This is a genomic window from Flavobacterium sp. W21_SRS_FM6 (assembly GCF_052119645.1).
Lineage (GTDB): Bacteria > Pseudomonadota > Gammaproteobacteria > Enterobacterales > Alteromonadaceae > Paraglaciecola.
Genome location: NZ_JBGQOM010000004.1, coordinates 13,295 through 29,527 on the forward strand (window position 1 = coordinate 13,295; position 16,233 = coordinate 29,527).

Consider the following 16,233-nt stretch of genomic DNA (forward strand, 5'->3'; position numbering starts at 1 on the left):
CCGATACATTGTTGATTTATATTAAATTTTGATTGGTGGTATATGAAGTTATCGGTATTAGTGCCAGCGTACAACTTACAAGACTACATTGTACCTTGTCTCTTGTCGGTGCTAGAGCAAGAAACCGACTTTGACTATGAAGTCATTGTTTGTGATGACGCCTCAACCGACGATACCGCCGCTAAAATTGCGCAGATAGCCTCATTATTTCCACTCAAACTGCGCTGCATATACAAAACAAGCAATGCCGGTCTGGCGGCCAATATGCAAACCTTATTGGCCACTTGTAGAGGTAATTATATTGCTTATATGGATGGCGATGACTTAGCCTTACCCAGTAAGCTACAGACTCAGGTTGATTACCTAGATGCCCATGGGGATTGCCACATGGTTTATCACGAATCAGATATGTTTGATTCAGTGAGCGATAAAACCATTAAACTGTATTCTCAAGAGTTCTATAACTGGTCTTATATTCCAGCGCGTTCAAACATTGAACATATGATTAAGTTTGGCAGTTACATGCAAGCCAGCAGTGTGATGTTTAGACGGCACAACCATTTGCTCGATACGGTAGCTGGCAATTGTAAAATTATTTTTGATTACGCTTTTTACATTCTTACTGCAGGTTTTCTGCAGGCTAATATCGATTTTATTCCGCAAGTATTAGGTCGCTATCGAATTCATGAAAACAGCTTTGGCCAGCAAACAAGTCGTTCATTTGCCCGTCGTGAACAGTCTTTTCAAGACATTGAGTTGGCGTGTCATTTAGCAAAGCAATTTGATGTATCTGATATGGTTATTGCGCAGGGCATTGCCCATCACCAATTTGCCGCGGCCTTGTATTTTTTAACCCGTAACGAGCAAACTTTATTTTTAAAATACATTGAATTATCTGCTACGCAGCAGTGGTTTTTTAATGACAAACATCGACTGGCTTATGACTTAAGGCTTCAGCCTCAGCAACTTTTGCAACGTTTGCAGGGCGCTACCTAATGGAACACTTTGATGTCATTGTTATTGGCGCAGGTTTTTCAGGCGCGGTTATGGCGGAGCGTTTTGCCAGTCAGATGAATAAAACTGTATTAGTGCTTGAGCAACGGCCGCATGTTGCCGGTAATTGTTACGATTATCGCAATGAGGCAGGTATTCTGGTTCATCATTATGGCCCGCATTTATTTCACACCAGTAAACAGCAAGTTTGGGATTATCTGAGTCAGTTTACTCAGTGGACGCCATACGAACACAAGGTGCTGGGTTCGGTCGATGGTAAATTAATTCCTATTCCCTTTAATCTTAATAGCCTGGCTGTCTTATATGCAAAAGAGCAGGCTGAGAAAATTGAAGCGCTACTTATTAGTACCTATGGTTTTGATACTAAAGTACCGATATTGGAATTGCGTAAAAGCCCAGAGCTACTGCTGCAAGAACTGGCTGAATTTGTTTATCAAAAAGTATTTGTAAACTATACCGCCAAACAATGGGGCTGCTCGCCAGAAGATATCTCCCCTACTGTTACGGCTCGAGTGCCGGTGGTTATTTCACGGGATGATCGTTATTTTCATGATACTTATCAGGCGATACCTTCTGCAGGCTACACTAGCCTTATCACTAAGATGCTCAGTCACAAAAATATTACGGTCAAAACATCCGTAGAGGCTAAGTCTTTTATCCGCTTAGAGCCGCAGAGTAAGCGCGTATTGTTTGCAGGTGAGGTGTTTAAAGGGCAAGTTGTGTTTACCGGTATGTTAGATCAATTATTTGATTATGTAGACGGCGAATTACCTTATCGTTCATTGCAGTTTGACTTTCAAACCCTTGAACAAAGTCAGTTCCAACTGGCGACTACCGTCAATTATCCCAACGAACACGCCTTTACACGTATTACTGAGTTTAAACATATTCTGCAAGATAAGTCGGCTAGTACCACCATAGTCAAAGAGTATCCGCAGGACTATGATCGCCATGATCCGAGTAAGAATGTACCTTACTACCCAGTATTTACTGAGATAAATCAGCAAAAATTTGCAGCATATAAAAGCTTAGTTGCCACGTTTCCACAGATTATCCCGACGGGGCGACTCGCTGATTACAAGTATTACAATATGGATGATGCAGTGGCGAATGCCTTATTGAACTTTCAAAAAGTAAAGATGACGGACACGCTTAATGCATAACGTTGAACTAACAATTGTCATATGCAATTTTAATAAGAAGGCGTTTTTGCAGGGGTGCTTAGACAGTATTTTTGCATCAACGCTGAATTCCGATTTCTTCTCAGTCATTGTAGTTGATAATGCATCGACTGATGGCTCTGTTGACATGATAAAGACGGAATACACCAATCGTGTACGTTTGATTTCTATGCCAAAGAATACGGGAGGGGCTGGGGGATTTTCTCAGGGTATTGAAGCGGCAATGCAAACACAAACGGACTTTATTGCGCTGCTAGACAATGATATTTTGTTAGACAGTTCAACATTATTAACCCTGCTGAACTACCTCAAGGATAAGCCTGACGTGGGCGTTGTAGGTGCCAAAATATGTGTAATGGATAAGCCCAACACGCTACAGGAATTAGGCTCTTTTATTGACTGGAAAAGTTTCAATGTTAGCACACCATTGAAAGGCTATTTAGATACTGAAAAACTGCCAGAGATAGTGGAATGTGACTACGTACCAGCCTGCTGTTTTATTACTAAACGCGCGGTAGTTGAAAAAGTAGGGAGCTTTGATAAACGACATTTTATTTACTGGGATGATATGGATTGGTGCACGCGCGTTAAAGCTGCTGGATTTGCTGTTCATGCTATGCGGGATGCTCGGGTGTTACATAAAATGGGGGCAGTGAATACCAGCAATACGTTTAGTAATTACTACTTTGAGCGCAATCGTATTCTGTATTTTATTAAGCACAGCAGTCTAGAGACATTTAATAGATTTTGCAGGAAGTTTGTATCTCAGCTTCAGCAACAGTGCTTTTTTGCACATCGAAAAGGACTGAGTAACAACGTTATTAGCACCTTGTTAGGTATGATCGATATCGTTGCAGGACAATTATTTGAGCAGACAAAACATATACTAGAAAAGCAAGATGTTGAGCCACTCGCTGCACTTAAAGTAGAAGAGCACGACTCGGTATGTGTGATCCTCTGCGACGACGTGTTAACTAATAAAAGAGTGATAAATGCAATTTTACACTCATCGACATTACTCGTTTATGTTGTTGCACATGGTCCAAGTGATATACAAGTCGATGATGAAAGGCTAAGATTTTTAGACCAGAAACCGCAATCCACTGCGCTCACTGTGCGCATAGTTCCTCATATAATAGAGGCTAAGCTATCTGCGTCTAATAAGGGCGAATTTGCTATCGATGGTTTTTTAAATCTATGCCAAGTAGATAGTTTAGCTGAGCTTCAGCGGGATTATAGTAATTATCAACAGTTTTTCGGTAGTATTTTACGGCCTGTGTTTGAGCGTCAGTTACTGAATGCCTATGAGCGTTATCATGCTGAACGATGGGCATGAAAAAAAGGAAATAAGCAATGATTGATAAATACCAGCAGTTACTTGCTTACGTTGTTCAACATAATATCACCCATGTTTCTTTTGATATATTCGATACCCTAGTATTCAGGCATGTGCATTCACCCACTGAGTTATTTACCTCCATATCGACCATTAGTGGCCACAGTGATATGGCTTTATCTGCATCAGAGTTTGCGACCCTGCGTGAACAAGCAGAGCGGGTTGCAAGAAAAAAAGAACATGTAAAAGAAGACATAACTTTAATACAAATTTATGCTGAGCTTCCTTTTGATAATGCCTACAAAATTAAGTTGATGGAGGCTGAGTTACTCACTGAGAAACAGTGTTATGTATTAAACGAAAAGTTAATAAGAGTGATTGACCAATTATCTAAAAGTGGCGTGACTCTGTGTCTGATTTCTGACATGTATCTTTCATCTGAGCAAATTAGGCAGACGTATTTACAGAATACAATATTGCAGAATTTACCTTTATACGTATCGTCTGAGCAAGGACTGACCAAATTTAGTGGTAAACTTTTTAGTTATGTAGCGACTGAACTTGGGCTTGATTATGCTCAGTGGCTCCATGTTGGGGACAATATCGATACCGATGTGCGCTCTGCACAGGCGGCAGGTTTGCATGCCATACACTTTCATCCGATTATCGATTCTTGGCAAATTCGGGATGCAGAGAAACGGCAGTTTCAAGTCAACAGCATATCTAGTGCTGATAGATTATTAGCAGCACTGGATTGTAACGCTGCTTCAAAATACGAGCAAACCGCGTACGAAATAGGTGCGTTTGTTTGGGGACCGATTTTAGCTGCATTTAGTGATTGGGTGGTCAGAACAGCCGATAAAACTGCTTGCACTCATCTAATTTGCTTAATGCGTGAAGCTTATGTATTTGCACCATTGTTAAATCAACATCTTAAACAAATAGGTCGCGAAGACTTAACGGTGGTTTATTTTTATGTCTCTCGCAAAGCGGCATTTTTTCCATCGATTGATGTGAATAGAATCAAGTGGTTAGAAGAGTTGATGGATACACTCATGAGTTACCGGGGCTACACGCTCGAAAATTTTATCGATGATTTCGGTGTGTCAGCTGAGCTACTTGATCATTTCGCACCTCAATTTGAGTTGAAAAATATTGAAGGTGTTTTTGTTCAAGGTGAAGCGTTATACACGAGACTATTTCGGGATGCTGATAAAAACCGGATTCATTTGATAGATAAAATCCAGCAGCAACGGTCTTATTTAAAACAGTATTTTAAGCAAGTATGTCCTGTGCCTTATAGTAAATGTGCAATTGTCGATTTTGGTAACGGCGGCACAATCCAACATAGCCTTGAGAAAGTATTTGAACAACAAGGGGGCGCTAATCTACTCTTTTATTCAACAGGGAGGATATACCGTTTCATCAATGACACTGTGTTTCATTCATTTATTCCATTCGGCAATGATAAATTTAATGTAAGTGAAACACTTGCTCGATCACCTGAATGTATAGAAGCATTATTGTTGGGAGAGGGTGGGTCAACTCTGGAGTATAAACAAGAAAATGACAATATTTTACCTGTTATAGACATTGGCGTGGCGGAAAATCGTGCTCTATGTGAGCAATTTCTAGCGGGTATGTTGGCATTTGTAAAACGTTCAGTCCCTATTCAAAGTAAAACGTTATCTAAAAATAATGCTATAGGCATTTTAGCCCGCTATATAGTAATGCCTACCCCAATTGAAGCCAGTATATTTACTCAGTTGCTCCACCAAGATAATTTTGGTACCAAAGGAGAATATCCAGTTATCAGCGTGGAGCAATGTGAGCAAGTAAAAAATTTAGGCTTGGACCAGACGTTTCTCAATTTTTTACGCAACAAAGAATGGGAACGAGGTAATATCCACTGGCCTAACGGAGTGCTTAGTTTGTCTGATAGCACATTCTTGCCAAAATTTTTGGGTCTAGCTGTTAATGATAATTTGTATTACATACAAATACTGATTAAAAAAATACAAGCAGCAGGATGGAAACGCATCACTGTTTATGGCGCAGGTGATTTTTATTTACAAATGTGTCCCTATTTTCAACAACATCAAATCGATGTTGATTGTTTAGTGGATCGACGAGCGGAAGTCAGTGGGCAATATGAATTAATGGGAAAACCAGTCGTTAGCTTACAAAGCGCTCTAACTCAAGGAAAAACTATTTTTGTAGTTTGTTCAATGGCCTTTCGAACTGAAATTACTAATCGAATAAATGAACAAGCGACCTCAATGGGACGGGGATCAATACAACTTATCTGTGCTTAATCCTTAAGGCTGCTTGGACATATTGATGTTTTTTGTTGCTCTTCTACTATGAAGGAATTATTTTTTTGTGTTAGAAATTACTAGTCAAAAAACGCCAATGTTAAGCGTCATTATACCTGTTTACAACGCTGAAAAATTCTTATTGAGGGCCGTGTATTCGGTCTACAAACATGCACCAGAAGACACTGAAATTATTATAGTAGACGACGCATCTGAAGGGAGTTGTCAACAAATTGTTAGCCAACTTCCACGAGTGACCTATATTAGTCACACTGTCAACAAAGGGTTGTTAGCAGCTAGGTGTACTGGTATCAATGCAGCCAGTGGTGATTATATCGTTCATTTAGATCCCGATGATTGGATAATAAATGATATGTATTCCCAAGGTTTGGAGACTATCATTAATCATGACCTTGATGTTTTTATATTTGGTGTCGAAGAATGCGATTCTAATAATAAAAAATGGATTGAAAATAATAATGTATTAAGTGATAAATTAGATTTACAAGGAAACGATATTATTGAACGGATCTTTCTGATTAATAGTGCATGGATTTGGCACGTCGGCGTTAATAAAATTGTAAAAAGAGAATGTTGGTTAGAGGCTTTGAAAAAAATCAAGGACCTGCCTAGGATAAATATGTTCGAAGATTTGCTTTTTTCTATTTTGTTGTATACGAATTTTCCAGATAACAGAAAAATTGGCGTTACAAAAGATATAGGCTATCAGTATTATAGACATGAAAATACCTTGACCCTCTCAAAAGATAATCGTGCAAATTTTTTACGGGTCAAAGATATATTCAGAGTAAGAAAGTTAGTGATCGAAATCATGGGGATTAAGTGGAATTTTTTACGCCCATTTATTAACTTGAAATTTAATAATACTTTGAAGAAGTCGACTTATTTAATGAGTCTTAATTTCAAGTTTAAACATCCACTAATTTACTTGAAATCTTTTTTTTACTTACATTATTTTGATCTCATTAAAAATAATCCAGAACAAGAAATGATCATATTTAGGAAGATAATAAAATATATTCCTTTTGATAAAAAAAGATATTATGTTTTTGGGAATGGCGCTTTGGCAAAGCGATTAGGTGTTTATATCATAGAGAGTAAATTAAATTTAAAATTTTTTATAGTTTCAACATCTTCTGATAAAAACTTGTTGGGATTTCCCATTTTAGGACTGAATAATTTAAATAGAATGGATCAAGATGATGTGATTTTAATTGGTTCTGGTGGTTCAATAAATAGTATTTATGCTTTATTGATTGAGCATTCAAAAAACGTGAATATTGTCAGCGCTTTTGGTTACCAAAAAAATGCTGCCGCATAATATTTTTCTTGTAATTCAAACTATGAGCGATTTATGAAATGAATATTTTCTTTAGTTATGACTTTTTAACAACTCAGAGTCATGTTGGTAAAAGGGGGTTAGAAAGGTTTGACTTCCTTTTCAATATATTAAAGAAGCTCAATATTGATGTTAGACTTGATACAAACTTAAGTCACAATTTTCCGATAAAAAAATTTTACGCACTTCATCATAAAACTTATCAAGATCAGATACTAAATTATATTGAGCCTAATAGTAATTGTGTCGAGTCGAGACATTTAGTTGAAGACTATTTATCAGGGTGTGATATTTTTATTGGTTACGAACTTTCTGAAAAAACTCGGGCTTACTTTGATAGAATCGGCGTTTGCTATATTGACATTTGGTTATCTCCTCTAAGGTTTTGTAAGGATGTATTATTTTCTTTTTTTTCAAATAGTCATGATATTCAAAATAAATTTATCTCATATAAAACTAAAAAAGAGTTTTTCTACAATGAAGTTAAAACGCTTAAGAGAAATTTTAATTTCTTAAATGATGATTCTATGGATTTGATAGATGATAGTGCCTTACTAATATCTCAACTTTTTGTAGATAAAGCTTGTCAGAGAGGGGACCAGTTTTTAAACTTTTTGGACTTCAAACTGGAATTGACGGAGATCTCATCTTCTTTTCATACATTATATCTACTCAAGCATCCATTAATGTCAGATGAAGATTTTGTTAAAGTAATCGAAGGATTAAAATACTTAGAAAATGTTGTGTACTTACAAAATAAAAATGTATACGAACTTTTATCTAATTCTAAAATAAAATCTGTTATCGCCGTTTCTTCTTCCGTTTTAAAAGAAGCAAGCTACTTTGGAAAAAAGATAATTTGTCTATATAGACCAACACTCCACAATGGTTATTGTGATATCTATCAAAGTTTTTTCGATTCAGAATTCTGGACTGATTTATTAGATTTGAAATTCCGTCAAGAACATTGGATTTATTTTAACTGTGATAATTATTTACGACAAAAATTTAATGCGTTTTATGCTTACAGGCCGTTCGTTGAAGACCTTTTTTCTACGCCAAGACTTCAAAAAACTGATGTCGCATACAATAATCTTGTTACCATTAGTGCTCTCGTAGACAGCTTGACATTAGGTCCTCCTTTTATCTTGTGGGGCTTTGGCTCTGTCGGTCGCCTCATCTTTCCAAGTCTGAAATCAAAAATAAAGGGGGTCATTGATCATCAATTAACTATAAGTAATATTAGTGCAGTAGAAGGTGTACCGGTGATTAATATAGATGATTTAGACGATAACGATTTAATAGTTCTTTCTGCGTTTAAGTATATTCATGAAGTAAAAACACTACTTTCAGATAAGGATCTTTCCTGTGAAGTTATTCCTCTATTTTGACCAGATAAGTCTGACTCGTTGCTAAGGCTAATAAATAAGTAAGCTTTTTACTAACTCAGTCGATAGAGTAAGTTGAACTAACATAAAGAGTAAATCATGATCTGTTCTAAAACTGTTTCAAAACTATACCTAAAACCGCTTAGAGAGGACTTTTTGTCCTTAGTTAATAACTCAACTGCAGGTCAAGGGCTTCAAAAATTAATTGATAATTATAGCTTTCATACCGTTTTAGATATTGGCGCAGGTGAAGGTCTACACAGTAAAATTTTAAATAAATATGGTAAGAAAGTAACAGCTATAGATTATGGAAAATCTATCTATTATAAAAAGAATCAAAACCCGATAGCAGTAGATTATTTTTATGGCGACTTCATGGACTTTCCTGAAGATAGTTTATTTGACTGTGCTTGGTGTTCCCATGTCTTAGAACACCAACTTAATTGTAATTTATTTTTGCAGAAAATTGGTCGGTTAGTTAAAGAAGGTGGCGTTATAGCAATTACTGTACCGCCACTAAAAAATGATGTGGTTGGCGGACACTTTACGTTATGGAATGCCGGTATATTACTCTACAATTTGGTGATGGCTGGCTACGACTGTTCAGAGCCCGCAATTTTAAAGTATGGGTATAATATTAGTGTTATTATAAAAAAGAAGAGTGTAAATTTACCCAAAAATATGAGTTTTGACTCCGGAGATCTGGAATTATTATCTCCCTTCTTCCCACCTTTTGTTAAACAAGGCTTTAATGGGGATATATTAGAGTATAACTGGTATGAATGAAAACTCAGGGCTTTTTAATTGGAATGTCTTTGATGATATACCCAGCGACAAATTCATTTATATCAGGTGGATAGGGAATACATGCGATAGTCTTGTTCGGGAAATTGACGACAAAGAACAAGTTATTCACCCGATCACCTTTTTTATTGGTTCAAACGAGCCAGCTAATAGAATCAGAATCCATAATTTTGTTAGAGAAAATCCTTTATACTATAAAAAAACTTTAGAAAAAATTATCCATACTGATATCAAAGGATTTATTTTTACTTTTGATTGGTATTTTGTGTTTCGAGATATAGTTGAAATCGCAAATGCAAAAGGTATTTCAACTATTTTAATCCCACATGAAGGGGTATTCTCCTCAGAAGAGCAATATTATAAAGATAGGGAATACGGTTACAATTTTCCGATATGTAAATTTTGTTTGTTGTGGGGAGAATTGCAGAGAAAAATATTTATTCGTCGTGGTCACGCCGGGATTGGTTTGATGCTTGTTGGCGCGCCAAAGTTTGAAAAAATTTTCAAGTTACAATTAGATAAAAAAGTAAGTAAAGAAAATAGCTACCTATTGGTTTTGCAAAATATGGACTGCCAAATTTTACAAAAAGAAGCCGTAGAATTTCAAAACAAGCTAATTCAGTTTATGTGCTTCTATACTATTGCCCAAAATAAAAGACTAGTGATTAGAAATCCACCTAATAATATCAATATGATCCCAAATTCTATTAAAAAAGACTACATTGATATAAATGAATGTATAAGTGATTTTGATGGTGATAATGCAATCGATGCAATAATGGCTTCTTCGGTTGTTATATCTATTAATAGTACGATGCTCTTAGAAGCAAAGTTGTGTAAGAAAATTGCAATCTCAGTGACAAATGAAAATATTGACAATATTTGGTCTGACTATGATATTGAAACAGTTTTTACACTTTCAGAATTAGAAACAAGGTTAAATAGTATTGATAAAGTTTATGTTGAGCATAGTTCAATCTCTGAACTATTAAAAATTGATTTTGGTTTAAATTTTGAATCGCCTAGAGCAAGTATTCGAAAATTCTTAATTGGAATGTTAAATGATACTCACAGTAATTACGACTATTAATGGCCTAACTAAAGCCATAGAAAAATTTCTCCAATATCCTAAAACTCAAAATATGATCGTTATTGGTGACAAAGGAAGTAAGAACATAAATGAAACAAGAAAAGGATTGCAGTATTATTCATTTGAGCAACAACTTTCTCTTAAGGAATTAAAATCAAGTATGATGCCTGAGAGGCATTACAGTAGAAAAAATATTGGATACTTATTAGCGATTAAAAAGGGGGCTAATATTATTTATGAGACTGACGACGACAATATCCCTCATTCTGAAGATTTTTTAGACGATTTATCTAAAGGTTATGTTATTGATATACGTTCCGAAAATAACGTTGTGTTTAATTGCTATAAGTTATTTACAGACCAGTTTATTTGGCCGAGAGGTTTTCCTCTTTCCGAAATAAATAGTGATGTTGATTACAAAATTAATAAAGAAAAATTGATCGGAGCATCAATAATACAAGGCCTTGCTGATAGTGACCCTGATGTGGACGCAATATTTAGGCTAAGTAGAAAATACACACCTATTAATTTTTCTCGAAAAGACCATAGTTTTTTATTGCCTAGTCAATGTTATTGTCCATTTAATTCGCAAAATACGCTTTGGAAAAAGGAAGCATTTGCGCTTCTATATTTGCCAGTTACAGTGAGCTTCAGGTTCACGGATATTTTAAGAAGTTTTGTAGCAAAACGATGTTTAGATCAATTTAATTTATATTTAGCATTTGCAAACGCTACCGTTTATCAAGAACGTAATCAACATGATTTGTTCAAAGACTTCCAAGATGAGATAGAGTGCTATATTAACACTCCAGCGGTAATTCAGTGTTTGATTGATACGGTATTTCATCAATCAGATTCTTTAACAGATTGTTTGCTAAAAATTTATTCGAATCTAGTCTTAGCTAAACTTGTTAAAGAAGATGAGTTGTTACACTTAAATAATTGGATTACGGACTTTAATTTCGTGAGCAATAGCAATGAAGTTTGATTTTTTGATTATCGGTCACACGATTGAAGTGACTGATTGCAATAATCCCCTATCAAATGTGATTGGTAATGCCATTAGAGCGGTAGGTGTTGCGAAGGAGTTAGCAATATTAAATTTGAGTGTGGCTCTTGTCGTAGATTATAGGATATCTTTACCCACGGGGCTTAGTCATGAAAACATAACACTAATAGACAGAAGCCGCTACAAGAGCGTAGCTAACTCGGCAAGTCTGGTTCTTATCTCTACGACTAAGCCTAGTGTCTTAATAAGTGAGCATGGAATTGATTTGCTTGCTTTATCAAATTGTAATTTAGTTTTACTGTCTTGTTTTAATGATAATGCCATTAGTAAAGATGGGCAAGATTTGTACAACATCTTTAAGTTAATTACAGTGAATAACTATGAGCAGAAATTAATTGTTGAGCAGAGAGGGGTTGTTCCAAAGGTATTGAATCTTGATTTTGGAGTAAACGAATTAGTACAAAGTCGTAGTCATACTGAACCAGGGAAAATCAAGGCTCTTTGGGTTGGTTGTATAAGAAGTCGAGAGGTGTTGAAAAAGATAGTTAAATTTGCAAACGTATTTTCTAATATAGAAGTTAATATAGTAAGCAGGTTAGTGTTTGATAAACATACTGTAAGCACTGCACCTGGTAATAAAGTTTTTGGAACAGTAATTAATTTGTTAGAAGAGAACTTAACTTCGCGTGAAGCCTTAAAAAAGTTATCAGATTGGATTGGTCATGAACTGCCTTTAAATATTAATTTTCTTGGTGCAGCAGAATCTAACTACCAAGACATTTTACTATCACATGATATTGGTTTAGATTTTTGTGAAAGTGTGTATCAACAGCACGACAATACTAAGATTTTAGATTATTTATCTTCAGGAATGTTCGTTTTTACAGAAAATTATGCCCCAAGTTTTCGTTATGTAGAGGAGTTTGATTCAGGATATTGTCTGCCTGACTTCGAAGAGAACAATTTGATTTATGGTTTGGAACATTATAAAAAGTGCAGCTCTAAGTATGGGCGCAATAATCTAATTGACTTAGTCTACCAAAAATATGGCTGGAAAGCGCAAACCCAAAAGCTTATTTCCGCTCTTCAAACCATAGATGAACCCAAATTTTCTTAATTCGAAAATTCTTTAAGCTTCCGATTAATTGTATTCTTTATCATTAAATAAGCACGGAGTGATTTTTAAGTATTCTTCTTGGTTTTTTAATATTTCTTCTTTAGTGCAATAAGAAAAGATGTAGGCGCTTTCATCATCTAAGTTTGAAATTTTTATGCCTCTCTCTCCACTGAATGTGAGCAGCTCCTTATCTCTCTGTTCATTAAAAGGGATGATGGAATAGTATTTAAAAGTAACTGTAAAAAATGGGAAATCTTCGCGTTTAAATTTCCCGAATGAAGTTTTAATTTCAGATAGATCATTTGTCCCATATTTAACTTTAGGAAAAATGATGCCAGAGAATTTGAGTTCGATACAAGATCTGATTGCAACGGTAGCATAAACAAATAAATTGTATATTTTAAAATCAGTTAACTCGTTAAATTCAGGTCTAATTAATATTGATGTCCTTTGTCTTTCTTTAGTCAAAGCCTCTAAATTTTCGTCAAAAGAACGTGATAGGATAAGTGTATGAATTTTACCACCTACGGGATAATCGTAATCTTTCCGATTTTCGTTGTTTAAATAGAAACGAGAGTCAATATAGTAAATTACAAAATCATATTTAACATTCTCTTTCACATCTTTAATAAGACATATAGTTGCCTTGAGATTAGATTCATAAATTTTAGATAAAAACCATTCACAAGAACCTGCAAAAGTTGATGAATTGGTCACTACTAACATTGTTTTATACTCAAGGTAAGTTCGCGTCAAAAGTCTCTCTCTTTCAAAATCTCGGTAATTTGAAATATCATAAATAGTAGATTTATTGCGAATGAGTTCTTTAATTTTTGTTAGTGTTATTTTCCACACATTAAATGTATTAAGTGAATATGTATTATTAACTCCTATTTTGCTAAATACAGCATTTGCGTAATTTACTGTCCCGTATAAGTAATAAAAAAGAAGTGATTTTCCATTTTGATAGGAAGCAAAAAGCATCTCTTTTTGTTTATTTATAAGATAGTTTATCTGTTCTGTACTTATAAAAGCTTGTTCTAGCAACTTCTCAAAAGCAGTTAATTCTTGGATTAATAAAGAATGTGAAAATTTATTTTCATATTTTTCAATAAAATCTTCGTTATGTTCTACAGAAAAAACTAAACATTTTAGTCCCATTAAGACGTGTTTTTTCTGAACGTTAGATGAAACAATTAGAAGGTTGTCAATTCGGAGCGGGTTAGTACCACTAATCTTTGCACCATCACTGCAGTTGTAGAATGTTTGTAATTTTGGCTTTTTATGAGTGACTTGTTCAATGATCTGCCGTGAAATTTTAAATTCGTGCTTAGTATTTACGCGGGGGCGAAAATTCCCTGGGACGACTAATGAGGTATTATTATTCTCTGCATAATCATAAATTTCTTGGCCATCTTCCTGATAATAACCAGAAGATTTGGAGTGATGGTGTTTCACATTAATAAAGCCTAAATCAACGCCCATCAAATAAATATGATTAAAACCGATCACACTGGTAAGGTTAACTACAAAGTTACTCACCGTGGGGAAGGCGTGCTGCAACACTTCAAAGTGTTGTTGTCCTAAAACGCTCAATGCTGAAACAGTCGATGATTCACCTTCTTTGAACGCAATTAGAACATCCTTGTAAAGGTCACAGGTATCGGGATGAATGCCGTTACATGAAATCAGTGTGATCTTCGTTAAGTACTCTAAGTCTCCGATTAGTACGGCCCAATCATAGGTACTGCGGTTTTGCTCTATTTCAGCATGGAAGTCAGGGGTAATTCCGTTTCGATGTAAAGCTTGTAAAGCTGTGCCACAGCTAATGATAATCGCTTGTTCTTGCCATTCTTTAATCGCCTCTATAGACAGATCCAAAGACGGACCATTGCCGACGATAAAAACAGGTACTTCTTTGTCGTCGTAACTGAGTTTGCTCGACGGATTTTTGGTTAAAACTGGAATGTTTCTTCTAAAGCCTTCTTTAGTGTGTTCGATACCGTAATAGGCATGATCAAAATACTCTCCCATCGAAATAACAATTTGTAACTGCTCTCGTAACTGTGCGATGGCTGTGTTTAAAGATGCGTTGTAATAACTTTGATAAAAGTAGGTGTTATTGAGAATGTAGGGCCCAATTGAATGGAACTGGCGCAATAAGTCTCGAAAAAGATTTGTACCATCGTCACCTACATTCAGATAAATTCGCGCGTTTGAATTTTCAACAGTTTCGAAAATAGATTGCCAATCAATTGCAAAAAGTGAGGCGTAAAAAAAATCAGTATTTGGCTCACATAAGAATAATTTTTCAACTGTATGGTTAGCCAACAAGCTTTCAAGTTGATAACCCACCCCTAAACCAAACATAATTATCGATGCAATGTTTTCAGGTAGTGCGCCTACTTCGTCTTCTGCTTGAGCGAGTAATTCTTCAGTTTCCTTAACAAATTGATAATGAATATAGTGTGCGAGTTTAGTGCCTTTGTAACCTAAAACTAATCCATCTTTGTGGGGTTGTTCTTTGTAATTTTCGTAGTTAATCAAGCAATCGTTTTTTGGGTTGTTGCTGTACCATGCGGTTAACGAATCTGCTTTTACAACGTTTATTTCGCCTTGTTCATTTTGGAGAGGTAACCAAACTTTTGGCTGATAATCTTGGTATTCTTTATGGATATCAGGAAAGTAGTGTTGAAAGGCCTGCAGATTACGTTTAAATAGTTCATCGTTTTTTGAGCAGCTTTTATATCGTTTTATATCAAGGCTACTTGTCCAACTCGGCAGGTACCTTAGGTAGTTTTCAGTGAAATCAAACGACAGACCATTTTCAGTTAATTCATCCCAGCTTTTAGTTCTTAAGTCTTTTAATAAACTATTGAACACTGGGTGGTTGTAGTGTTTATAAACAAAGAAATGAGAAATTTTCTCATGCTCAACGAGCTCGTTTATATCATCAACGAGATTTCGCCCATCCTTTTCAATCTGCAAAAATATTTTAGTCCCCTTTTGCTTAGCTAAGTCAAAAATATCACTCCATTTATTGATTAAAACCGAGCATTGAAAATACTGCAGTTCAGGCTCGTAAATCACTAAGCAATTGATTGTTTTACCTTGCATCAGCTCTAATACATGGAAACCCAAACCGCAACCGAGTACAACCAAACACTCAATGTTTTCAGGAGCCGGTTTCTGTGCAATATAGTACTGATATCCCTCGCTTGACTTGAAATTTTCGGGATCTAATTCACCTTTGATCTGCGTCTGAGTATTTGCTGTGTTTAGGTAAAAGAGTGGGGCGTGAGAATTAAAATCGCCAACTTGTTCAAGAACTTCTTGCTGTGGATGAAAACCGTAAAGCGTTCTGCCTACACCGTAATCCACAATATTTATTTCACCAAATTTATTACAAAATAAGGAGTAGTTTTGCAGGTTGGGTTGTTTAATGTAGTGACTTAAAGACGGAATGTTTCTATCGAAACTGTTTACATTTTTATGGTGGGCCTCAAGAATGCTTTTAGCTAAGGATGCTTCTAGTTCTTGTTGTTTTTCTTCATCTTTTTCTAAATGTAAACGTATATTTTTTAGCATGATTATATTTTGACTACCAACCGTGCTGATA

Annotated in this window: 11 protein-coding genes; 10 read left to right on the plus strand and 1 reads right to left on the minus strand. The window is 35.5% G+C overall.

Annotated features, from left to right (window positions below; genetic code table 11):
* The first annotated feature begins 42 nt into the window (after positions 1-42).
* The 10 genes from ACEN2L_RS08170 (at position 43) to ACEN2L_RS08215 (ending at position 12,614) form a co-directional block, all read left to right on the plus strand.
* Entirely contained in the window at positions 43-996 is a 954-nt protein-coding gene (locus ACEN2L_RS08170; RefSeq protein WP_441743126.1) for a glycosyltransferase family 2 protein, read from the plus strand.
* Complete coding sequence (gene glf / locus ACEN2L_RS08175) at positions 996-2,177, plus strand: UDP-galactopyranose mutase (RefSeq protein WP_441743128.1); 1,182 nt, start codon at positions 996-998, stop codon at positions 2,175-2,177. The genes ACEN2L_RS08170 and glf overlap by 1 nt, the downstream gene beginning before the upstream one ends.
* The gene (locus tag ACEN2L_RS08180) at positions 2,170-3,531 is read left to right on the plus strand and encodes a glycosyltransferase family 2 protein (RefSeq protein ID WP_441743130.1); all 1,362 of its coding nucleotides are present in this window, start codon (positions 2,170-2,172) and stop codon (positions 3,529-3,531) included. Before glf ends, ACEN2L_RS08180 begins: the two co-directional genes overlap by 8 nt.
* A gap of 17 nt (positions 3,532-3,548) precedes the next feature.
* A complete protein-coding gene (locus ACEN2L_RS08185) occupies positions 3,549-5,846 on the plus strand; it encodes an HAD-IA family hydrolase (protein ID WP_441743132.1) in 2,298 nt (765 codons plus the stop codon).
* A gap of 67 nt (positions 5,847-5,913) precedes the next feature.
* Positions 5,914-7,188 carry a glycosyltransferase family 2 protein gene (locus ACEN2L_RS08190; RefSeq protein WP_441743134.1) on the plus strand — a complete coding sequence of 425 codons (1,275 nt, stop codon included), beginning with the start codon at positions 5,914-5,916 and terminating at the stop codon, positions 7,186-7,188.
* Positions 7,189-7,226: 38 nt separating this feature from the next.
* Entirely contained in the window at positions 7,227-8,597 is a 1,371-nt protein-coding gene (locus tag ACEN2L_RS08195; RefSeq protein WP_441743136.1) for a hypothetical protein, read from the plus strand.
* Between the two features lie 96 nt (positions 8,598-8,693).
* Positions 8,694-9,380, plus strand: a complete 687-nt coding sequence (locus ACEN2L_RS08200; RefSeq protein ID WP_441743138.1) for a class I SAM-dependent methyltransferase — start codon at positions 8,694-8,696, stop codon at positions 9,378-9,380.
* On the plus strand, positions 9,373-10,488 hold the full coding sequence (locus ACEN2L_RS08205) for a hypothetical protein (protein ID WP_441743140.1): 1,116 nt from the start codon (positions 9,373-9,375) through the stop codon (positions 10,486-10,488). The genes ACEN2L_RS08200 and ACEN2L_RS08205 overlap by 8 nt, the downstream gene beginning before the upstream one ends.
* Entirely contained in the window at positions 10,460-11,476 is a 1,017-nt protein-coding gene (locus ACEN2L_RS08210) for an STELLO glycosyltransferase family protein (protein WP_441743142.1), read from the plus strand. Before ACEN2L_RS08205 ends, ACEN2L_RS08210 begins: the two co-directional genes overlap by 29 nt.
* Positions 11,466-12,614 carry a hypothetical protein gene (locus ACEN2L_RS08215; protein WP_441743144.1) on the plus strand — a complete coding sequence of 383 codons (1,149 nt, stop codon included), beginning with the start codon at positions 11,466-11,468 and terminating at the stop codon, positions 12,612-12,614. The genes ACEN2L_RS08210 and ACEN2L_RS08215 overlap by 11 nt, the downstream gene beginning before the upstream one ends.
* 24 nt (positions 12,615-12,638) lie before the next feature.
* Here ACEN2L_RS08215 and ACEN2L_RS08220 read toward each other — a convergent pair whose 3' ends face one another.
* Entirely contained in the window at positions 12,639-16,202 is a 3,564-nt protein-coding gene (locus ACEN2L_RS08220) for a 6-hydroxymethylpterin diphosphokinase MptE-like protein (RefSeq protein WP_441743146.1), read from the minus strand.
* Positions 16,203-16,233 lie beyond the last annotated feature (31 nt).

What these genes read in the sequence shown, in the direction of transcription:
- ACEN2L_RS08210 (WP_441743142.1), top strand. Translation starts at nt 10,460, where the DNA reads ATGATACTCACAGTAATTACGACTATTAATGGCCTAACTAAAGCCATA.
- ACEN2L_RS08195 (WP_441743136.1), top strand. Translation starts at nt 7,227, where the DNA reads ATGAATATTTTCTTTAGTTATGACTTTTTAACAACTCAGAGTCATGTT.
- ACEN2L_RS08180 (WP_441743130.1), top strand. Translation starts at nt 2,170, where the DNA reads ATGCATAACGTTGAACTAACAATTGTCATATGCAATTTTAATAAGAAG.
- ACEN2L_RS08215 (WP_441743144.1), top strand. Translation starts at nt 11,466, where the DNA reads ATGAAGTTTGATTTTTTGATTATCGGTCACACGATTGAAGTGACTGAT.
- ACEN2L_RS08200 (WP_441743138.1), top strand. Translation starts at nt 8,694, where the DNA reads ATGATCTGTTCTAAAACTGTTTCAAAACTATACCTAAAACCGCTTAGA.
- glf (WP_441743128.1), top strand. Translation starts at nt 996, where the DNA reads ATGGAACACTTTGATGTCATTGTTATTGGCGCAGGTTTTTCAGGCGCG.
- ACEN2L_RS08205 (WP_441743140.1), top strand. Translation starts at nt 9,373, where the DNA reads ATGAATGAAAACTCAGGGCTTTTTAATTGGAATGTCTTTGATGATATA.
- ACEN2L_RS08220 (WP_441743146.1), bottom strand. Translation starts at nt 16,202, where the DNA reads ATGCTAAAAAATATACGTTTACATTTAGAAAAAGATGAAGAAAAACAA.
- ACEN2L_RS08170 (WP_441743126.1), top strand. Translation starts at nt 43, where the DNA reads ATGAAGTTATCGGTATTAGTGCCAGCGTACAACTTACAAGACTACATT.
- ACEN2L_RS08185 (WP_441743132.1), top strand. Translation starts at nt 3,549, where the DNA reads ATGATTGATAAATACCAGCAGTTACTTGCTTACGTTGTTCAACATAAT.